15 protein-coding genes are annotated in these 21,316 nt (G+C 74.0%); 11 read left to right on the forward strand and 4 right to left on the reverse strand.

The window, feature by feature from the left end:
* Positions 1-187 precede the first annotated feature (187 nt).
* A complete protein-coding gene (locus tag JXZ78_RS15425) occupies positions 188-1,186 on the reverse strand; it encodes a TAXI family TRAP transporter solute-binding subunit (protein ID WP_030020345.1) in 999 nt (332 codons plus the stop codon).
* Between the two features lie 78 nt (positions 1,187-1,264).
* Here JXZ78_RS15425 and miaB point away from each other — a divergent pair, with 78 nt between their 5' ends.
* Positions 1,265-2,749 (forward strand): tRNA (N6-isopentenyl adenosine(37)-C2)-methylthiotransferase MiaB, encoded by a 1,485-nt coding sequence (gene miaB, locus JXZ78_RS15430; RefSeq protein WP_030020346.1) that lies wholly within the window; start codon positions 1,265-1,267, stop codon positions 2,747-2,749.
* A 106-nt stretch (positions 2,750-2,855) separates the two neighbouring features.
* Positions 2,856-3,566, forward strand: a complete 711-nt coding sequence (locus JXZ78_RS15435; RefSeq protein WP_030020347.1) for a class III extradiol dioxygenase subunit B-like domain-containing protein — start codon at positions 2,856-2,858, stop codon at positions 3,564-3,566.
* A gap of 322 nt (positions 3,567-3,888) precedes the next feature.
* On the opposite strand, the gene JXZ78_RS15440 is transcribed toward JXZ78_RS15435, so the two are convergent.
* Together JXZ78_RS15440 and JXZ78_RS15445 are read right to left on the reverse strand one after the other, a co-directional pair.
* Positions 3,889-4,155: an antitoxin gene (locus JXZ78_RS15440; protein WP_030020348.1), complete on the reverse strand. Its 267-nt coding sequence runs from the start codon at positions 4,153-4,155 to the stop codon at positions 3,889-3,891.
* 38 nt (positions 4,156-4,193) lie between these two features.
* Positions 4,194-4,484: a hypothetical protein gene (locus tag JXZ78_RS15445; protein ID WP_030020349.1), complete on the reverse strand. Its 291-nt coding sequence runs from the start codon at positions 4,482-4,484 to the stop codon at positions 4,194-4,196.
* Between the two features lie 184 nt (positions 4,485-4,668).
* Between JXZ78_RS15445 and miaA the strand changes: the two genes are divergently transcribed.
* From miaA to hflX, 6 genes are all read left to right on the forward strand, one after another.
* Positions 4,669-5,607 (forward strand): tRNA (adenosine(37)-N6)-dimethylallyltransferase MiaA, encoded by a 939-nt coding sequence (miaA, locus tag JXZ78_RS15450; RefSeq protein ID WP_030020350.1) that lies wholly within the window; start codon positions 4,669-4,671, stop codon positions 5,605-5,607.
* Between the two features lie 107 nt (positions 5,608-5,714).
* Positions 5,715-6,284 carry a hypothetical protein gene (locus JXZ78_RS15455; RefSeq protein ID WP_030020351.1) on the forward strand — a complete coding sequence of 190 codons (570 nt, stop codon included), beginning with the start codon at positions 5,715-5,717 and terminating at the stop codon, positions 6,282-6,284.
* A gap of 213 nt (positions 6,285-6,497) precedes the next feature.
* Positions 6,498-7,439: a diaminopimelate epimerase gene (dapF, locus tag JXZ78_RS15460; RefSeq protein WP_078624280.1), complete on the forward strand. Its 942-nt coding sequence runs from the start codon at positions 6,498-6,500 to the stop codon at positions 7,437-7,439.
* A gap of 193 nt (positions 7,440-7,632) precedes the next feature.
* Positions 7,633-9,933: a RelA/SpoT family protein gene (locus tag JXZ78_RS15465; protein ID WP_030020353.1), complete on the forward strand. Its 2,301-nt coding sequence runs from the start codon at positions 7,633-7,635 to the stop codon at positions 9,931-9,933.
* A 260-nt stretch (positions 9,934-10,193) separates the two neighbouring features.
* Positions 10,194-12,020, forward strand: coding sequence for a M1 family metallopeptidase (locus tag JXZ78_RS15470; RefSeq protein ID WP_078624281.1), 1,827 nt, complete (start codon positions 10,194-10,196; stop codon positions 12,018-12,020).
* Between the two features lie 284 nt (positions 12,021-12,304).
* The gene (gene hflX, locus JXZ78_RS15475) at positions 12,305-13,792 is read left to right on the forward strand and encodes a GTPase HflX (protein WP_030020355.1); all 1,488 of its coding nucleotides are present in this window, start codon (positions 12,305-12,307) and stop codon (positions 13,790-13,792) included.
* 261 nt (positions 13,793-14,053) lie between these two features.
* Here hflX and JXZ78_RS15480 read toward each other — a convergent pair whose 3' ends face one another.
* Positions 14,054-15,241, reverse strand: coding sequence for a trypsin-like serine peptidase (locus JXZ78_RS15480; protein ID WP_030020356.1), 1,188 nt, complete (start codon positions 15,239-15,241; stop codon positions 14,054-14,056).
* 738 nt (positions 15,242-15,979) lie between these two features.
* Between JXZ78_RS15480 and JXZ78_RS15485 the strand changes: the two genes are divergently transcribed.
* The 3 genes from JXZ78_RS15485 (at position 15,980) to JXZ78_RS15495 (ending at position 21,161) form a co-directional block, all read left to right on the forward strand.
* Positions 15,980-17,347: a diaminobutyrate--2-oxoglutarate transaminase family protein gene (locus JXZ78_RS15485; RefSeq protein ID WP_030020357.1), complete on the forward strand. Its 1,368-nt coding sequence runs from the start codon at positions 15,980-15,982 to the stop codon at positions 17,345-17,347.
* A 424-nt stretch (positions 17,348-17,771) separates the two neighbouring features.
* Positions 17,772-20,180, forward strand: a complete 2,409-nt coding sequence (locus JXZ78_RS15490) for an IucA/IucC family protein (RefSeq protein ID WP_238783133.1) — start codon at positions 17,772-17,774, stop codon at positions 20,178-20,180.
* A 225-nt stretch (positions 20,181-20,405) separates the two neighbouring features.
* Positions 20,406-21,161, forward strand: coding sequence for a GNAT family N-acetyltransferase (locus JXZ78_RS15495; protein ID WP_030020359.1), 756 nt, complete (start codon positions 20,406-20,408; stop codon positions 21,159-21,161).
* Positions 21,162-21,316 lie beyond the last annotated feature (155 nt).

Raw genomic sequence — 21,316 nt, forward strand, 5'->3', positions numbered from 1 at the left:
CTCGGCAGGCGCCGGCACCGGCGCGTCGGGCGGCGGCCGTCCGTCCCGGCGCCCCTCCCGCGCCCCCAAGGGGCCGCGCACCCCGCGGGCGCCCAAGGCGTGACGCGCGCCGGGGCGTGCACGGAGTTCCGCGCACGCCCCGGCGCCTCCGGGCCTTCGGAAGCCGCCTCTCCCTGGAAGCGGCCCGCTACGGCTTCTCCGACACGTAGTACCGCCGCGCACCCTCGTGCAGCGGCAGCGGGTCGGTGAACACCGCGGTCCGCAGATCCACCTTCTGCGCGGCGTGCACCTCGGTACCGATCCGGTCCCGGCTCCGTATGACGGTCCGGGTGATCGCCTCCGTCAGCACCGGGTCCTGCCCCTCGGTGGTCACCAGAAGATTCGCGACCGCGATCGTCCTGACCGCCTGCCCCTTCTGGACCAGCGGATAGGCGTCGGCCGGCATCACGGCCGCCCGGTAGTACCGGCTCCGCTCGCCCTGCCGGTGCAGCGCCGGAATCAGGTCCCCGAGCTGGACGAGCCGTATCGGCGTCCGCCGGGCCACCTGCTGCACGGCCGAGGTCGGCAGCCCGCCCGACCAGAAGAAGGCGTCCAGCTTCCCCTCCTCCAGCAGCTTCGGCATCCGGTCGATGCCCACCCGTACCGCCTCGATGTCCTGGTCGAAATCCAGCCCCGCCGCCGCGACCAGCCGCCGGGTGGTCAGCTGGACGCCGGAGCCGTCCGCCCCCACACCGACGCGCAGCTGCCCGAGATCCCTGGCCGAGCCGACCGGTGAGTCGGCGGGGACGATCAGCTGCAGGTAGTCGTCGTACAGCCGCGCGCAGGCCCGCAGCCCGGCCGCCTGCCGCGAATGCAGACGCTGCCGCTCGGCCACCGCGTCCGCCGTCGCGATCGCGAACTGCGCCTTCCCGCTCGCCAGGTGCTCCAGATTGTCCAGCGACCCCGCGCTGTTCATCAGCCGTGCGTCCACCCGCGGCAGGTCCCGGCGCAGATCCTGCTTGAGGAGTTCCCCGTAACGCGCGTACACCCCGGAGCGCACGCCGGTGGACAGCGTGAACTGCCCGCCGGGCGCGGGCGGCCCGGACAACGCGGACGGCAGCCACCACAGCAGACCGAGGACGACCAGCACCGCGGCGACCGCGAGAAGCGCCCGGCGGCCGCCGGAGCGGGGAAGTGCGGAAACCATGGGCGGGATCCTGCCAGCCCGCCACCGGGAAAGGGAGGGGCGAGGCGGCGGCGGGAGCACGTACCCTGGTCGATTGAGATGAGTGCGAAGACATACGAGGTGCGCACCTACGGGTGCCAGATGAACGTCCACGACTCCGAGCGGCTGTCGGGCCTGCTGGAGGACGCCGGATACGTCCCCGCGCCGCAGGGCGCCGACGGGGCCGATGTCGTCGTCTTCAACACCTGTGCGGTGCGGGAGAACGCCGACAACCGGCTCTACGGCAACCTCGGCCAGCTCGCGCCCAAGAAGGCCGCGCGGCCCGGGATGCAGATCGCCGTCGGCGGCTGCCTGGCCCAGAAGGACCGCGACACCATCGTCAAGAAGGCCCCCTGGGTCGACGTGGTCTTCGGGACGCACAACATCGGCAAGCTGCCGGTGCTCCTGGAGCGGGCCCGCGTCCAGGAGGAGGCCCAGGTCGAGATCGCGGAGTCGCTGGAGGCGTTCCCCTCCACGCTGCCCACCCGCCGCGAGAGCGCGTACGCGGCCTGGGTCTCGATCTCCGTGGGCTGCAACAACACCTGCACCTTCTGCATCGTCCCGGCCCTGCGCGGCAAGGAGAAGGACCGCCGCCCCGGCGACATCCTCGCCGAGATCGAGGCACTGGTCGGCGAAGGCGTCTCCGAGATCACCCTGCTCGGCCAGAACGTCAACGCGTACGGCTCGGACATCGGCGACCGTGAGGCGTTCAGCAAGCTGCTGCGCGCCTGCGGGAAGATCGAGGGCCTGGAGCGGGTGCGCTTCACCTCGCCGCACCCCCGCGACTTCACCGACGACGTCATCACCGCCATGGCCGAGACGCCGAACGTGATGCCGCAGCTGCACATGCCGCTGCAGTCCGGCTCGGACACGGTCCTCAAGGCGATGCGCCGCTCGTACCGCCAGGAGCGCTTCCTCGGCATCATCGAGAAGGTGCGCGTCGCGATGCCGGACGCCGCCATCTCCACGGACATCATCGTCGGCTTCCCGGGCGAGACCGAGGAGGACTTCGAGCAGACCCTGCACACGGTCCGTGAGTCCCGCTTCGCGCAGGCCTTCACCTTCCAGTACTCCAAGCGCCCCGGGACCCCGGCCGCCACGATGGACGGCCAGATCCCCAAGGAGGTCGTCCAGGCGCGCTACGAGCGGCTGGTGGCCCTCCAGGAGGAGATCTCCTGGGAGGAGAACAAGAAGCAGGTCGGCCGCGTCCTGGAGGTCATGGTCGCCGAGGGCGAGGGGCGCAAGGACGACGCCACGCGCCGCCTGTCCGGCCGCGCGCCCGACAACCGCCTGGTGCACTTCACCCGCCCCGAGGAGCCGGTCCGCCCCGGCGACATGGTGACCGTCGAGATCACCTACGCCGCGCCGCACCACCTGCTCGCCGAGGGGCCGTCCCAGGCCGTCCGCCGTACGCGCGCGGGCGACGCCTGGGAGAAGCGCAACGCCGCCCCGGCCGACAAGCCGGCCGGCGTCATGCTCGGCCTGCCGACGATCGGCGCCCCGGCGCCCGCCCCGGCCCCGGCCGCGGGCTGCGGGTGCGACTGACGGCCTGAGGGCGGCGCGGCCGCCCCGTACGACCGGCGCCGGAAGCGTCGCGGACCCGCGCCCGGGACCGCGGGCCCGGCGCCGCGGCCTTGCTAGGGTTCCAGCCATGCTTGTCGCCGCCGCCGTCTGCCCGTGTCCGCCGGTGCTCGTCCCGGAGGTCGCCTCCGGAGCCGCACCCGAGCTGGATGGCCTGCGGGCCGCCGCCCTCGACGCGATCGGCGTGCTCGCGGCGGCCCGGCCGGACCGGCTGGTCGTCGTGGGCCCCGCCGAAGAGGCCGGCCGCGGGTGGCACGACCAGGGCGCGGTGGGATCGTTCCGCGGTTTCGGCGTGGATCTGGACGTGCGCCTGGGCGCCGCCGCGACCACCCCGGAACGGTCGCTTCCGCCGTCGTTGTCGGTCGGCGCCTGGCTGCTGGCCCGTACGGACTGGGCCGACGCGCCGGTGGCAGGGCTGGGCGTCGGCGAACCGCTGGCCACCGACCGCTGCGTCCAGGCAGGCCGGGACATCGCGGCATCGGCGGAGCGGGTCGCCCTGCTGGTCATGGGCGACGGCAGCGCGTGCCGCACGGTGAAGGCGCCGGGCTACTACGACGAGCGGGCCGAGGACTTCGACGCCGCCGTGGGGCGCGCCCTGGGAGCCGCCGACACCGAGGCGCTGACCGGGCTGGACGCGGGGCCGGCGGAGGAGCTGAAGGCCTCGGGCCGGTCCTGCTGGCAGGTCCTGGCGGGCGCCGCACAGGACGCGGGCCTGCACGGCGAGCTGCTGCGCGAGGAGGCGCCGTACGGGGTGGGGTACTTCGTGGCGGCTTGGTCGTGAGGGCGTGGGGCCTGTGGGAGCGGCCTGAGGTTTACGGGAGCGGCTTGGGGCTCATGGGAGCGGACTGAGACGTACGGAAGCGGCTTGAGGCTTACGGGCGGCGGCCTGAGGCGTGCGGGAGCGGACTGAGAACGTACGGGAGGCTGCGAGCGCCGGGTTCCGAGCTGTACGGGAGCGGCGGTCGCCGGGGGCCTGAGCTGTACGGACGGAAGCCGCGCCCGCCGGAGCCCTCGGGGACCGCGTGCGACGGCCGCGGAGCGGGTCGCTCCGCGGCCGTGGTGCCGTCCGTCCGGGCCGCCCCGCCGCGGGCCCGGCAGGCAGGTCAGGAGGCCGGCGCCTGCGGGCCGGATCCGCCGGAACCCTGGCCCCCGGAGCGGCGGGACTCCTCGGACAGCCAGCCGAGGGCCTCTTTCGCCTTGCCGGCGCCGGTGCCGATCTGGCTGCTGTACTTGCCCTTGGTCCTCTCGTCGACCGCCCGCGCGGCCCGGTCGAGCCCCTGCTCGATCTTGTCCCCGTGCTGCTGCGCGAGGTCACCGGCCTTGCTCTTCAGAGGACCGATCTTGGCCTTGAGGTCGTCCAGCAGACCCATGGGCACCTTCCTTCACTTTCCTTCGTACGGCGTGCGTCCTACTTGCGGGCGCCTTCCCCGGCTTCCCGGTCCGCAGCCTCCTCGGCCGACTGCTGCTTGGGAATCTCGACCCCCTCGGCGGCCGTCGCCTCGCCGGCCTCCTCCGCGGGCGGCGTCCCGTCCGCCGCTGCCGCCCCGCCCTGCTCCGCCGTGCCGGCGGTCTCGGCGGACCGCCCGGTGGCGGGCTCCCCGCCCTCCGGAGCCGACGGCTCCGCCGTCAGCGTGGCGGCGGCGGCTTCCTCCGTCGATGCCTCTGCTGCCTTGCGACGAAACCGTGAAAACACGCCCATAACTACTCTCCATAGCCTACTCGTGCGGGCGAAATCCCGGGGCGCCCGGAGCGTCCCATTGCGCCGCCCGCGGGCCCCGGTCCGTGAACCGGCGGCCGGAACCTCGCAACAGGCAACGAACACGGAGGCGAGCCGTCACGTCGCTCGTTCGAGATGCGGCCCGCAGGTTTGCGAGACTGGGCCGGTGAACACCGCAGTTCCCGCACCCCGGGTCATCGCCGTCGTCGGTCCCACCGCGGCCGGAAAGTCCGATCTGGGCGTTGCGCTCGCCCGCCATCTCGGTGGCGAAGTCGTCAACGCCGACTCCATGCAGCTCTACCGGGGAATGGACATCGGCACCGCCAAGCTGACGGTTCCCGAACGCCAGGGCGTCCCGCACCACCTCCTGGACCTCTGGGACGTCACCCGGGCCGCGAACGTCGCCGAGTACCAGCGGCTGGCCCGCGCCGAGATCGACCGGCTGCTCGCCGCGGGCCGCACCCCCGTCCTCGTCGGCGGCTCCGGCCTCTACGTACGCGGCGCCATCGACGCCCTCGACTTCCCCGGTACGGACCCGGACGTACGGGCCCGGCTGGAGGCCGAGCTCGCCGAGCAGGGCAGCGGCGCCCTGCACGCCCGGCTTGCCGCCGCCGACCCGGAGGCAGCCCGCGCCATCCTGGCGAGCAACGGGCGCCGCATCGTACGGGCCCTGGAGGTCATCGAGATCACCGGCCGCCCCTTCACCGCCAACCTTCCCGGGCACGAGGCGGTCTACGACACCGTGCAGATCGGCGTCGACGTGGCACGCCCCGAACTGGACGACCGGATCGCCCGCAGGGTGGACCGGATGTGGGAGGAAGGGCTCGTCGACGAGGTGCGGCGGCTGGAGGGCGAAGGGCTGCGCGAGGGGCGTACCGCCTCCCGCGCCCTCGGCTACCAGCAGGTGCTCGCCCAGCTCGCGGGGGAGTGCACGGAGGAGCAGGCGCGGGCCGAGACGGTCCGCGCCACCAAGCGCTTCGCACGCCGCCAGGACTCCTGGTTCCGCCGGGACCCCCGGGTCCACTGGCTCAGCGGCGCCGCCGCGGACCGCACGGAACTCCCGGGGCGGGCGCTGGCGTTGGTCGAACGACCGGTCACAGCCTGATCACGTCCTGGCATCGGGACGCTCCGCCCGTCATCCGGGCCCCCGGGAGCGTGTCATCATCGACCTTCGATCGAGGCGTGCAGTCGGAGTGGGGAGGGCGCGTGGCGATGGAGGCCGGCCCTCGCAACAGACCGCAGCAACCGGACGGGCCGAGAGACGGACAGCGGGACGCGACCGAGTCGCTGACCCAGGACGGGCCCGGGGCCGTGGGCCCGGACGGGGCTGCCCTGGACCACGCGGCGGCGGTCGGGCCCGACGGCCCGGACGCTCTGGGAGAACCGGTTCGCCCGGCGCCCCTGAGTACCGGGGACGGGCCCGCTGAGGCGGCCGAGGGCGGTGAGTCCTTCCGGGAACTGCGCCCGCCGCGCCGGCTGCGCATCTGGCAGCTCGCGCCGATCGTGGGCCTGGCCATCCTCGGCTCGCTGATGTTCGCCTTCCCGCTGGCCTTCGAGTTCGGCGGTGACGGCGGCGCGGTGATCTCCATGCTCGGCCTGCTGCTCTTCGGCTGTGCCGCGGGCTGGGGCATGATGGCCGCCCGCCGGGTCGGCCACACCTGGCCCGGCCTGCCCGCCCGCGGCTCCGGCCGCCGCCCGGACTGGCGCGTCGTCCTGGCGTACGCCGCGGTCGTGGCCGTGCTGGCGCTGCTCGCCGTGTGGCGCGTCGCCCGGTTGCACTGACCGCCGGACGCGCCGGAGCCCGGGGCCCGGGGCGATACCGGTCGCAGACCGCGCGGGACAGGGGGCGGCACTGATCGCCGGACGCCCCGGAGCCGGGGGCGGCGCTGACCGCCGTCCGTGCCGGGGCCCGGACCTGGGGTCTGGGCTGGCGTCGAAACAGGCCCTGACCGGGGCGGGACACGCACTGTCACTGCCGCGCCGTACGATGCAGACATGACCAACGCACAGGGGACCGCAGAGGCCACGGAGGCCGCCGTGAGCGCCGCCACGACCGCCGCGGGCGGCCCCGGCCGGGGCATCGCCTTCCTCAAGGGGCACGGCACGGAGAACGACTTCGTGATCGTCCCCGACCCGGACGGCGTCCTGGAGCTGTCCGCCGCCGCCGTCGCCCGGATATGCGACCGCCGGGCCGGTATCGGCGGTGACGGCCTGCTGCGCGTGGTGCGCTCCGCCGCCGACCCCGCGGCCCGCGCCATGGCCGGCGAGGCCGAATGGTTCATGGACTACCGCAACGGCGACGGTTCCGTCGCCGAGATGTGCGGCAACGGCGTCCGCGTCTTCGCCCGCTACCTCCAGCACGCCGGCCTGGCCGCCGAGGGCGAGCTGGCCATCGCCACCCGCGCCGGTGTCCGTACGGCACGCCTGGCCGCGTCCGGCGAGGTCACGGTCTCCATGGGCCGCGCCGAGCTGCTCCCGGACGGCGTGACGGTCACCGTGGGCGACCGCAGCTGGCCCGCCCGCAACGTGAACATGGGCAATCCGCACGCCGTCGCCTTCGTCGAGGACCTCGACCACGCCGGTGAGCTGCGCGAGGTCCCGCCGTTCGGCCCAGCCGCCGTCTATCCCGACGGCGTGAACATCGAGTTCGTCGCCGACCGCGGCCCGCGCCATGTCGCGATGCGGGTCCACGAGCGCGGCTCCGGCGAGACCCGTTCCTGCGGCACGGGCGCCTGCGCCGTCGCCGTCGCCACCGCCCGCCGGGACGGCGCCGACCCGGCGGCCACCGGCAGCCCCGTCACGTACACGGTCGACGTGCTGGGCGGCAGCCTGACGATCACCGAGCTGCCGGACGGCACGGTCGAGATGACCGGCCCCGCGGTCATCGTAGGCCAGGGCACGCTGGACCCCGCCTGGCTGGTCACGGCCCTGGCCTGAGGCTTGGAGCCAGTGTCATGACCCCGGGCGCCCGGCCGGGGGCATGACACAGGCTCTTACCTCGAATGGGTGATCCGTTTCACGCTGGGCGAGAGCGGGACAGCGCTGCGTGATGGGCTCGGTAGCATCAAGCACCGGCCCGGGCGACTGACTGCGGGAGCCCCACCGCCGGTCGACGCCGCCGGAGGTGCCCATGAGCGCAGAGGCCACGAACCCTGGTAACCCCGTCGCGCCTGCCCAGGCCGGTCCGCCCGACCTGGGGGAAGCCTCTCAGCGCAGACGCGGCCGCCCCCGTCTGGAACTGCGCGGGCTGCGCCGCATCGGCCGGGCCGCACTGCTCGGGCCGGCCCCCCGCGACGGCCTGCCGGACGCCCTGGAGCACGTCGCGAAGGTGCACCGTGCCCACCACCCGGACGCCGACCTGGACACCCTCAGCCGGGCCTACGCGCTCGCGGAGTCCTCGCACCGCGGACAGATGCGCAAGAGCGGCGAGCCGTACATCACCCACCCGCTCGCGGTGACCCTGATCCTGGCCGAACTGGGCGCCGAGACCACGACCTTGACCGCCTCCCTCCTCCACGACACCGTCGAGGACACGGAAGTGACGCTCGATCAGGTGAGCCGGGAGTTCGGCAAGGAGGTCTGCTACCTGGTCGACGGCGTGACCAAGCTGGAGAAGGTCGACTACGGCGCCGCCGCCGAGCCCGAGACCTTCCGCAAGATGCTGGTTGCCACCGGCAACGACGTCCGCGTGATGTCCATCAAGCTGGCCGACCGGCTGCACAACATGCGCACCCTCGGCGTGATGCGCCCCGAGAAGCAGGCCAGGATCGCCAAGGTGACGCGGGACGTGCTGATCCCGCTCGCCGAACGGCTGGGCGTGCAGGCGCTCAAGAGCGAGCTGGAGGACCTGGTCTTCGCGATCCTGCACCCGGAGGAGTACGCCACCACCCGCGCGCTCGTCCTCGGCCACGCCGGCCGTCCGGGCCCGCTCGACTCCATCGCGGAGCGGGTGCGCGCCGTCCTGGACGAGGCCGACATCGACGCCGAAGTCCTCATCCGCCCGCGGCACTTCGTCTCCGTGCACCGGGTGCGCCTGGCGCGCGGCGCGGTCACCGGCGCGGACCTCGGCCGGCTGCTCGTGCTCGTCGCCGAGGACGCCGACTGCTACGCGGTCCTCGGCGAGCTGCACACCTGCTTCACCCCGGTGGTCTCGGAGTTCAAGGACTTCATCGCCGCGCCGAAGTTCAACCTCTACCAGTCGCTGCACACCGCCGTCTCGGACGCGGACGGCGCCATTGCCGAAACGCTCATCCGGACCCATCGGATGCACCGGGTCGCGGAAGCCGGGGTGATCGCGCTGGGCAACCCGTACGCCCCCGCGGACGGCTCGGACCCGTCCGAAGCGGTGGCGGGCGGCGCGGCGGGGGTGCCGGCGGCCGAGGACGGTGAGCGCGTCGACCCCACCCAGCCCGGCTGGCTGTGCCGCCTCCTGGAGTGGCAGCGCGCCACTCCCGACCCGGACACGTTCTGGACCTCGCTGCGCGACGACCTCGCCCAGGACCGGGAGATCACGGTCTTCTGCGCGGAGGGCGGCTTCGACGACGGGAGCGGCACGGTCGCGACGGACCCCGCCGGTACGGGCACGGCGTGCACCGGCACCGTCGGCCTGCCCGCAGGCGCGAGCTGTGTGGACGCCGCGTACGCGCTGTATGGAGAGGGGGCTCACCACTGCATCGGCGCGCGCGTCAACGGACGCCTGGCGACGCTCTCCACGATCCTGTGCGACGGCGACAGCGTGCACCTGCTCATGGCCCCCGACTCCGCCGCCGGGCCCTCCCCGGACTGGCTCGACCACACCCGTACCCCGGCGGCCCGGCTCGCCATCTCGCGCTGGCTGGCCGCTCACCCCGGCGCGGAGGCGGGGGAGGGCCCGGTGGGCGCGGGCACACCGAGCGGAACCGGTGAGACGCGGGGTGCCGGGGCCGCCGCGGCGCCCGGGCGTCACGGCGGTGACACCGCCGACCTGTCCACCGATCTGCCCGGCGCGACCGTACGGCTCGCGGGCTGCTGCACTCCCGTACCGCCGGACCACGTCACCGGCTTCGCCGTCCGCGGCGGCATCGTCACCGTGCACCGCGCGCTGTGTCCCGTGGTGGCTCGGATGGCTGCGTCCGGCCGGCAGCCGGTCGGCGCACGCTGGCGCGGCGCGGGAAACCGCGTACAAGGCTGCCGGGTCACGCTTCTCGCGGAGGCGTTCACCAGGCCGCACCTGCTCGCCGACCTCACGGAGGCGATCGCGGCCGAAGGCGCCGCCGTGGTCGCCGCGGCCGTCGAACCGCCCCGCGAGCAGCGCGTACGGCACACCTACACCCTCCACCTTCCGGACGCGGCCAAACTGCCGTCCCTGATGCGGGCGATGCGGCAGGTGCCGGGCGTCTTCGACGTGCTGCGGGCGGGGCGGGCGCAGTCGACGGTGGTGGCGCGTTCTTGAGGGCGCCCGGCGCGTGCGCGCAGCGCCCTGCCCGGCCCCCGGCGCGTGCGCGGGGTCGTGGCGGAGGCGTGCGCCGGAGCGGCGTCCGGGCGCGCGGGGGCCGGGGCTCGCGGGGCCGGTGCTCCGCGCGGTGCGATCCCCCCGCGACTCGGTGTCCACACCCGCCCCGCCAGTTTCGACGGGCGCACGGATCCCCCCGTTCGGGTGCCGTACTGTCGCGTCGGCCACGGGCGGGCGCACCGCGCTGATAGCGGTTTGTCATGCCGCTTTCCTCGTCCCACCCCGCTCCCGGCCCCGGTTCCGCCCCCGGGCGGGGCCCCGAAGGCGCCACACCCGGCCCGCGTCCGCGCCGCCGCCCCGGTGCCGCCGTCCGCCGCCGCAGCGCCCTCGGCCTGCTCGCCGCCGCCTCACTGGTCGCCGCCGGTCTGCCGGACGCCACGCCGCTGGGTGTCGGCGACCGGCTCTATCCGCACCTCGGCAATCCGGGCTACGACGTCCGGTCGTACGACATCGCCCTGACGTACTCCGGCCGCAACGACCGGCCGCTGGACGCCGTCACGAAGATCACCGCACGGGCCACCGCCCGCCTCAAGCGCATCAACCTCGACTTCGCACACGGCACCGTACGGTCCGTCGAGGTCGACGGCCGGCCCGCGCCCCATGTCAGCCGCGGCGAGGACCTGATCGTCACACCGCACCGCACCGTCCGCGCCGGCACCCCGGTGCGGATCGTCGTCCGGCACACCAGCGACCCGCGTCCCCCCAAGGGCGGCAAGGACAAGGAGGTCGGCTGGCTGCGCACGAAGGACGGGCTGGTGATGGCCAACCAGGTCGACGCCGCGCACCGTGTCTTCCCGGGCAACGACCACCCCTCGGACAAGGCCCTCTACACCTTCCGCGTCACCGCACCCGAGAATCTGACGGTCGTCGCCAACGGAACGCGCGTGGCACGCTACCCGGGCGCTCCGCCGAGGCCGGGGAAGAGCGCGACCCGTACGGGACCGGACGTACGGCAGGAGCGGGCGGCCCCCGCCATGACCACCTGGGTCTACCGTTCCGCCCACCCCATGGCCACCGAAGTGGCGCAGGTGTCCATCGGGCGCTCCGCCGTCGTCCGGCGCACCGGGCCGCGCGGTCTGCCGCTCCGTGACGTTGTCCCGGCCGCCGACCGCAAGCGTCTGGAACCCTGGCTGGCCAAGACGCCCGGCCAGCTCGCCTGGATGGAGAGCAAGGTCGGCCACTACCCCTTCGAGACGTACGGCGTGCTGCTCGCCCAGGCCGAGACCGGTTTCGAGCTGGAGACCCAGACGCTGTCCCTCTTCGAGGAGCGGCTGTTCACCACGGGGCAGTACCCCCGCTGGTACGTCGAAGCGATCATGGTGCACGAGCTGGCGCACCAGTGGTTCGGCGACAGCGTCACCCCGCGCACCTGGTCGGACGCCTGGCTCAACGAGTCGCACGCCACCTGGTACGAGGAGCTGTACGCGCACGAGCACTCCAAGATGTCCATGGACGAGCGGACCCGGCGTGCCTACAGCGTCTCGGACCGGATGCGCGCCGAAGGCGGCCCGCCCGGGGCCCCGAAGGTCCCGGCACCCGGCAACAAGACCGGCATCTTCCGGCCGGTCATGTACGACGGCAGCGCCCTCGTGCTGTACGCGCTGCGCGCCAAGATCGGACACGCCGCCTTCGACCGGCTGGAGCGCGCCTGGGTGACCCGGCACCGCGACGGCGTCGCGGGCACCGCCGACTTCGTCGCGCTGGCCTCCCGGATCTCGGGCCAGGACCTCGGCGGCTTCTTCCGCAGCTGGCTGTACGACGCGAAGACGCCGCCGATGCCGGGCCACCCGGACTGGAAGAGCCATCACCGCACCCCGCAGCCACCGGCACGGAAGCCGGGGGCGAAGCCGGCGGGGCAGCCGGCTGCGAAGCCCGCGGGGAAGCCCGGGGACAGGCCCGGTGCGAAGCCTGCGGGGCAAGGGGCCGGTAAGCCGGGGGCGAAGCCTGCGGGGCAGCCGGCCGGGAAACCCGCGGGGAAGCCCGCCGGGAAGCCGGTGGGCGGGCCGGGCGCGAGGCCGCGCGGGTGAGCCCGTCGTCTGGCCAGGGGAGACCCGGCCAGGGGTGGCCGGGTCCGGGGTGGCCCGGCCCAAGGCGGCCCGGTCCGCCCCCACACGCCCCTCGCATCCCTCCCGCCCCTCCCGCCTCCCGCACGGAAAATCCGTGTGACGGTGACCATCGGTCGTGCGACCATCGTCTGGCCGATGACGGGGCCGGCACCGGGAATCTCCCGGGCGGCCCGGACGTTGTCACGATCGAGAGTCCCGGGGCCGCAGGGCCCCGTACGGGACGTCCCAACGACGCGAAGGATCAAATGACCTCCTCTTCTTCCCTTCCACAGGACCGACAGCGCCTCCCCGAGAGCCGCCGGGCCGACGCCCTGATGGAAGAGGACGTCGCCTGGAGTTACGAGATCGACGGGGAGCGTGACGGCGCACAGTACGACCGCACCGAGCGGGCCGCCCTGCGCCGCGTGGCCGGGCTGTCCACCGAGCTCGAAGACGTCACCGAGGTCGAGTACCGCCAGCTGCGCCTGGAGCGTGTGGTGCTGGTCGGTGTCTGGACCACGGGCACGGTGCAGGACGCGGACAACTCGCTCGCCGAGCTGGCCGCGCTGGCGGAGACCGCCGGCGCGCTGGTGCTCGACGGCGTGGTCCAGCGCCGCGACAAGCCCGACCCCGCCACGTACATCGGCTCCGGCAAGGCCCTGGAGCTGCGCGACATCGTCCTGGAGTCCGGCGCCGACACGGTGGTCTGCGACGGTGAGCTGAGCCCCGGCCAGCTGATCCACCTGGAGGACGTCGTCAAGGTCAAGGTCGTCGACCGTACGGCCCTGATCCTCGACATCTTCGCCCAGCACGCCAAGTCCCGTGAGGGCAAGGCGCAGGTCTCGCTGGCGCAGATGCAGTACATGCTGCCCAGGCTGCGCGGCTGGGGCCAGTCGCTGTCCCGGCAGATGGGTGGCGGTGGCTCCGGCTCCGCGGGCGGCGGTATGGCCACGCGTGGTCCCGGTGAGACCAAGATCGAGACGGACCGCCGGCGGATCCGCGAGAAGATGGCGAAGATGCGCCGGGAGATCGCGGAGATGAAGACCGGCCGGGACATCAAGCGGCAGGAACGCCGTCGCCACAAGGTCCCCTCGGTGGCCATCGCCGGTTACACCAACGCGGGCAAGTCCTCCCTGCTCAACCGCCTGACCGGGGCCGGCGTCCTGGTGGAGAACGCGCTGTTCGCCACCCTGGACCCGACCGTGCGCCGGGCCGAGACGCCCAGCGGGCGGCTCTACACCCTCGCCGACACCGTCGGCTTCGTCCGCCACCTGCCGCACCACCTCGTCGAGGCGTTCCGTTCCACGATGGAGGAGGTCGGCGACTCCGACCTCATCCTGCACGTGGTCGACGGCTCGCACCCGGTCCCGGAGGAGCAGCTGGCCGCCGTGCGCGAGGTGATCCGTGACGTGGGCGCCACCCACGTACCGGAGATCGTCGTCGTCAACAAGGCGGACGCCGCCGACCCGCTGGTCCTCCAGCGGCTGCTGCGCAACGAGAAGCACGCGCTGCTGGTCTCGGCCCGCACGGGCCAGGGCATCGACGAACTGCTCGCGCTGATCGACGAGGAGCTGCCGCGGCCGCAGGTCGAGATCGAGGCCCTGGTGCCGTACACGCAGGGCGCGCTGGTCTCCCGGGCGCACGCCGAGGGCGAGGTGATCTCCGAGGAGCATGTCGCGGAGGGCACCGTCCTCAAGGCGCGGGTCCACGAGGAGCTGGCCGCCGAGTTCCGGCCGTACGTCCCCGCCGCGTGACGCGGCAGCCGTAGGCACCGCACCGCACGCAGTACGGCGAAGGCCCGCCCCCGATCCGGGGCGGGCCTTCGCCGTACACTGCCGCGGGACTGCCCGCGGGGGCGCCCGCGGACAAGGCCGCCGGGCGGTTCGCGGGAGGCTCGCGGTGGCCACGCCCCCGTACCGGTGGTGACCGGCCGAAACCAGTCACCACGGTCGTACGGGTACGCGGCCGTCCACCCGCTCACCCGGCGCGTGCCGGGTGCCCGCCGATCGGGCCGCCTACTTCGACGCGAACTTCTTGCTCATCGCGTTGTACAGGCTCTTGGCCTCCGGGCCGAGGTGTGGGCCCGCCAGCCAGCCGGCCGGACGCGGGCCGATCGAGGTGTTGGACACCAGCGCCGGCTTGCCGTCCGAGCCCTTGGCGAACCAGGGGCCACCGGAGGAACCGGCGGTCATCAGGCAGCCGATGCGGTACATGGTCGGCTTCTTGGCGTCCAGCGACAGCCGGCCCGGCTTGTCGGTGCACTGCTGAAGGGTCGCACCGTCGAACGGCGCCTCGGCCGGGTAGCCCTGGGCGGTGATGCTGTTGATGTCCGGGACCGCGGAGGCGTTGAAGTCGACCGAGTAGGCGCCGCCGGCGACCTCTTCGAGGGACTTGCTGCCCGCGCCCTTCTCCGGCGTGACGTGCATGATCGCGAAGTCGTACGGCGCCATCGGCACGCTGTTGCCCTGCGGGCCGCCCTGGCCGATCCACTGGCTGGAGGTCGACGCGCCGTCGGCCCACCACACGCCCTTGGGGAACATCTGCTCACGCGAGGCGGTCTCCAGCTGGGCCGCGGTCTTGCCGGTGTCGTTGAACGACGGGGCGAAGATCATGTTGCGGTACCAGCCACCGGTCTTGCCGGCGTGCACGCAGTGGCCCGCGGTCCAGACCAGGTTCGACTTGCCCGGGTGCGCCGGGTCCTTGACCACCGCGCCGGAGCAGACCGCGTGGCCTTCGGGCGTGTCGAAGAAGATCTTGCCGAGGCCGGGCGCGTTCTGGCCGAACGGCGGCTTGACGGCCTTGGCCTGGACCGGCCGCGGGTCCGGGTCGGTCCGCCCCTGGTCGCCCGAGATGTCCTTGGGCGTCGGCTCCTTCGGCGGCTTGGCCTTGCTCGCCCGGTCCGGGTCCCACAGCCCCTTGATGATCGGGTTGATGAACTCACTGGCCTCGCGGAGCCACTTGTCCTTGTCCCAGTTCTTCCACTCGCCGTTCTTCCACTTGTCCAGGTCGACGCCGTGTTCCTTGAGCTTGTCCTGGATGTCCTTGGGGATCGTGAAGCCACCCCCGCCCGCACTGCCCTGTTCCGCGGACTGGCTGGGCTTGCCGTCCGCCTGGTTGCCCTCGGGCCCGCAGCCGGTGGCGGTCAGCGCCACCACGGCGGTGAGGGCGGCCGTGGCCAGGACCGGCCGACGTATGGATCGCATGGGTGAACTCCCCCTGGTTTGTTCAGGCTTGCCGTGGGCGCGCGTCCGGCCCCGGGCGGCCGTGCCGCGCCGTGGGTGATCGTGCCGGTCTTGCCCCGGACGTGCCCGCATCTGCTGTTTTGTCATGCACCGGAAAGCCGGGCGCAGGTCCCCACTATGCCGGTGCCGTTGGGGACGGCGGTGAGCGGGTCCCCGGTTCCGGTCCGGTGGGGATCATTCCGTGGGGGGTGGCGCGGAGGTGGTGCGGGGGTTGGGGCGAGGGCGGTACCGGGGCGGCGCGGGGGGAGTTCCTGGGTGGTGCGGGGACGGTATCGGGGTGGTGCGGGAGTGTGCGCGGGGCGCTGTACGGGGCAGGGCGCGCGGGTGGTGCGCCGGTGGGCGCCCCGTCGTCCCGGCGCCCGGACACGGCAAGGATCTTGCGGGAGGCCGTGTTCTCCCGCGGGCACCGTCGTTGATACGTACGGGGGACGGCTGAGCCGTGTCCGGCGGCAGGAAAAGCGGTCCGTCCACCGACCAGGCCCGGCGACCTGCCGGCAGCGGATCAGGCCCGGAGCGCGACGGAAGCGGCCCGGCGGGACGCGGCCGGCGCGCGGCGGGTCCGCCCGCAGTGCACCCGCAGTGCGTTCGGAGCAGATCCGGAGCGCATTCGTGAGCGCATCGGGAGCCCCCCCCGCACGGCATCCGCCGGTGCATCCGCAGTTCAACAGAAGAGTCCAGCAGCAGGAGGACCGAACCGCCGTGGCCTTGACCCAGCCTCTGCCGATGGCACCCCCTCCCGCCCACGAGGGCATCCTGCGGCGGCAGTCGCTTCGCGAGTCCGCCGCCCGTACGTACGCGCGCTCGCTCCCCATCGTCCCGGTGCGTGCCCGCGGGCTGACCATCGAGGGCGCCGACGGCCGCCGCTACCTGGACTGTCTCTCCGGGGCGGGCACCCTGGCGCTCGGCCACAACCACCCCGTCGTCCTGGAGGCGATCCGCTCCGTCCTGGACTCCGGCGCCCCGCTGCACGTCCTCGACCTGGCCACCCCGGTCAAGGACGCCTTCGTCACCGAACTCTTCGCCACCCTGCCGCCCGAGTTGGCCGACCACGGCCGCATCCAGTTCTGCGGGCCGGCCGGCACGGACGCCGTCGAGGCCGCCTTCAAGCTCGTACGGACCGCGACCGGCCGGGACGGGCTCGCGGCCTTCACCGGCGCGTACCACGGCATGACGGCGGGGGCGTTCGCGGCGTCCGGGGGCGCGCGCGACACCTCCGTGATCCGTCTTCCGTATCCGTACGCCTACCGCTGCCCCTTCGGCACCGGCGGCGAACAGGGCGCCGAACTGGCGGCGCGCTGGACCGCGAACGTGCTCGACGACGACAAGAGCGGCGTCGCCAGACCGGCCGGAATGATCCTCGAACCGGTCCAGGGCGAGGGCGGGGTGATCCCCGCCCCCGACAGCTGGCTGCGCCGGATGCGCGAGATCACGGCCGCGCGCGGCATCCCCCTCATCGTGGACGAGGTGCAGACCGGTGTCGGCCGCACCGGCGCGTTCTGGGCCGTCGGACACAGCGGAGTGGTGCCCGACGTTCTCGTCCTCTCCAAGGCGATCGGCGGCAGCCTGCCGCTCGCGGTCATCGTCTACCGCGAGGAACTGGACACCTGGCGGCCCGGCGCGCACGCGGGCACCTTCCGCGGCAACCAGCTCGCGATGGCGGCCGGCGCGGCCACCCTCGCGTACGTCAGGGAGAACGACCTGGCACGGCGCGCGGGCGAACTGGGTGCCCGGATGACGTCCCGGCTGGACGCGCTGGCCGCCGAGCACGGCTGCATCGGTGACGTACGCGGCCGGGGCCTGATGCTCGGCCTGGAACTGGTCGACCCGGACGCCGCCCCGGACCTGTCGGGAGCCCGCCCGGCCGCTCCCGCACTGGCCGCGGCCGTCCAGCGGGAGTGCCTCGACCGAGGCCTGATCGTCGAACTGGGCGGCCGCCACGGGTCGGTGGTCCGGCTGCTGCCCCCGCTCACCATCACCGACGAGCAGGCGGATGCGGTCCTCGACCGCCTCGCCGACGCGCTGGCGGCGGCCGGGACAGCCGGAGCGTCCTCCGGGGGGACATCGTGAGCGGGGGGAGCGGGGTGTTCGGGGGGAGTGAGGGGAGCGGGGGTTCGCTTCGCTCCGGGCGCGCGGAAGCACGGTGCCGGGCGCGCTGTTGCGCGTCGGCGCCCGGTTGCGCACCGGCGCGCCGCCGCGGACCAGCGCTCCGGTCCTTACGCCTCCAACGCGCCGCGCCTCTTCGTACGCGTACCGGTACTCGTGATCGTGATCGTGGTGGCGTGCGCGCTCGCGATCGGGTGCGTGGGTCTTCGGCGGCAGGCGGGCCCGAAAGCCCTGACCAGCCCGGATGTGGAAACCCCTACGGCCGCACCGCTCCTCGTGCGCGCACGGCCGCTCCCCGGCGCGCGCCCGCCCCCTGCTCAACGTCCTCTCATCGCTCCACCACCGTCCAGACCGCGTCGACCGCGCCGACCCTGCGAGGCACACCCCGATGAACGAACGCCCCGGCCCCGACGGGACTCCGGCCGACGAGCGACGTCTGCCCCGTGAACCCCTGGCCCGGCTGCGGGAACCGGCCGTGCCGCGGCAGAACCGGCGCGCCGGCGCCCACGACAGCGGCGAGAACGGCGAGCACGGCGGCCACACCGGCTGTGCCGTACGGCTCGGACACCACGAGCGGCACGGCCTCGAGGACTGCCACGGACTCGGCGCCACCCGGGTCGTCACGGTGTACGGGGACGACGAGACCGACACCGAGATCGACGCCGAGCCCCCGGCCGGGGGCGCCCATGAGAACGCCGCCCGTCAGAGCCCCGCACACGACGGTCCCGCGCCCGAGGGCACCGACCCGGTGCGAGCCCCCGCACAGGACCGGCTGGAACATCAGGACCCGGCCGTCGCCGCCGACGCCGCCGGTGCCGAGAGCCTGCTCCGCTGCTGGATCCGTGAGAGCGGTACGCCCCGCCCGGCCGGCAACCGGCTGCGCCTCCCTCTCGACGCCAGCGCGGCAATTCTGCACGTACCCGTCCTGTACTGGTCGGAGACCGGCTGGCACCGTCTCGGCGCACCCACCTTGGAAGGCACACCCGCCGACGCCGCGCCCCTGGACGCCGTGACCCTCGCCGCCCTGCTGCGCCGCGAGGCCGTACGCGGGGGCGCAGGCGACAGCACCGACAGCGCTCCCGGCAGTACGGACAGGGGCAGCAGTGCCCCCGCCAGTACGGACAGGGGCAGCAGTGCCCCCGCCAGTACGGACAGGGGCAGCAGTGCCCCCGCCAGTACGGACAGCGTCAGCAGCGGCCCCGCCAGTACGGACACCGTCACCCGCGCCCTGACCAGTACGGACGACACCGGCACCGCCTCGCTGCCCACCCCGTTGCCCTCCCCGCGGCGGACCACCCCCCACCGAACCGCCCCCGGTCACCCCGGCGGAACACCGGACAGCGAGAGCGCCGACCTGGTCGGCCGCGTCGCCGACTCCGTACGGCACACCGCGGTGTTCCTCGCCGACCGGCGCGCCGCCCCGGCCGACGACCTCGACACCTCCCGCTTCCTCGCCGCCGAACAGGCCCTGCTCCTCGGCCACCCCATGCACCCGACCCCCAAGAGCCGGGAGGGCCTGACCGACGCGGAGACACGCGCCTACTCCCCGGAACTGCGCGGCGCGTTCCGCCTGCACTGGACGGCCGTCCACCAGGACGTGTTCGCCGCGGCCTCGGCCTGGACCGAGCGCGGCCGGACCGTCCCCGCTGAACAGCTGGCCGCCCGGCTCGCCGAAGGAGCACCCCAGGCGCCCGCCGGCACCCTGCCGCTGCCGATGCACCCGTGGCAGGCACACCAGCTCGGCCACCGCCCGGACATCGCCGAGATGTACGAGACGGGCCACCTCCACGACCTGGGCCCCGGCGGCCCCGCCTGGCACCCCACCTCCTCCGTACGCACCGTCTTCCGGCCCGGCCGCGACGCCATGCTCAAGCTCTCCCTGGGCGTGCGCATCACCAACTCCCGCCGTGACAACCTCCGCAAGGAACTGGAACGCGGCGTCGAGGTGCACCGGCTGCTGCGCACCGGCCTGGCCGCACAGTGGCGGGCGGCCTTCCCCGGCCCCCCGGGCTTCGACATCGTCCGCGACCCGGCCTGGTTCGGTGTCACCGGAGCCGGCGGCGAGCCGGTGCACGGCCTGGACGTGGTCGTCCGGCACAACCCCTTCGACGCCGCCGACGACGCCGTCTGCATCGCCGCGCTCACCTCGCCCCGCCCCTGGCCCGGCCGCACCGGCCTGCGTTCCCGTCTGGCCGACGTCATCGGCAGGCTCACCGCCCGCACCGGGCGGCCCGCGGGCGCCGTCGCCACCGAGTGGTTCCTGCGCTACCTCGAAGCGGTGGTACGGCCCGTCCTCTGGCTCGACGGCACCGCGGGCGTCGCGCTCGAAGCACACCAGCAGAACACCCTGGTGCTGCTGGACCGGGACGGCTGGCCCGCCGGCGGCCGCTACCGGGACAACCAGGGCTACTACTTCCGCGAGTCGCGCCGTACGGAGCTGGAACGGCGACTGCCCGGCATCGGCTCCACCAGCGACACCTTCGTCACCGACGAGGTCACCGACGAACGCTTCGCCTACTACCTCGGCATCAACAACGTCCTCGGCCTCATCGGCGCTTTCGGCTCCCAGCGCCTGGCCGCCGAGAAGGTGCTCCTCGCGGCCTTCCGGCGGTTCCTCACCGACGCCGCCACCGGGCCGGCGGAACACCGTTCGCCGCTGCCCGGCCGGCTCCTGGAAGCCCGCACCCTGCGCTGCAAGGCCAACCTGCTGACCCGGCTGCGCGGCCTCGACGAACTCGTCGGCCCCGTCGACACCCAGTCCGTCTACGTCACCATCCCCAACCCCCTGCACCCCTGACCCCCGTCCGGTCCCGGCCCTGTCCCGCTCCCGACACCTGTCCCAGCCCCCGTCCTGACCGAACCCCGGGCCCGCCTTCAGCCCCTGCTCCACCCGTCCCCGGCCCGGCGCACGGCTGTACCGGGCCCTCCACCCTCCCCACCCCTCAGTCCCGCCCATTCCCCGACTCCCCGTCCGCCCACCCCGTGACCTCGTGAGGAGGCCCGGAAAGGAGAGAGCGCCACCGTGCCCCCCACCGAATCCGGCATCGATCCAGGATCCGAAGAAGCCTTCGACCACCCCCTCGAAACCTCTCCGGACGACGCGCTCGACGACACCCTCGACCTGCACCTGCCGCCCGACATCACGGCGCTCTTCAGCGAAGCGCCCCTCTCCGCCCCCACCGGCCCGGCCGACAGCCCGGGCCGCGGAGTCCTGCTCGACCACGTCGCCGACTGGGGGCCGGCGGCCACCGTCGCCGGGCCGTTCCAACTCGTACCGGTACGCCTCGAACGCGATCTGCCGCTGATCTCCGCCTGGATGAACGACCCCGCCGTCGCGGCGTTCTGGGAACTGGCCGGGCCCCAGACGATCACCGCCGCCCACCTGCGCGCCCAGCTCGACGGTGACGGACGCAGCGTGCCCTGCCTCGGCGTACTCAGCGGTGTCCCCATGAGCTACTGGGAGGTCTACCGCGCCGACCTGGACCCGATCGCCCGCCACTACCCGGCCCGTCCGCACGACACGGGGCTGCACCTGCTGATCGGGGGCGTCGCCGACCGGGGCCGCGGCATCGGGACCACGCTGCTGCGGGCCGCCGCCGATCTCGTACTGGACCACCGCCCGCGGTGCGGCCGGGTCGTCGCCGAGCCCGACCTGCGCAATGTCCCGTCCGTCGCCGCCTTCCTCGGCGCCGGATTCCGCTACGGCGACGAGATCGACCTGCCCGACAAACGCGCGGCCCTCATGGTCCGCGACCGTGTCCACCGCCACCTCCTATGACCGCCCCCGCCCCACGCGCCCGCCGCCGACGTTCCCCCGCCGGCGGTTCCCGCCTGCCCACGTGCCGCCTCTCGGCCTCCAGCTGCCTGCCCTCCAACCCGCCGCCTCCGCCCCTCGCCCGCTCCGTCCCCTCCGCCCGCACCTTTCGCACTGCC

Origin of the sequence: Streptomyces monomycini, from assembly GCF_022271435.1 — a bacterium.
In the GTDB taxonomy this organism is placed as follows: Bacteria; Actinomycetota; Actinomycetes; order Streptomycetales; family Streptomycetaceae; genus Streptomyces; species Streptomyces monomycini.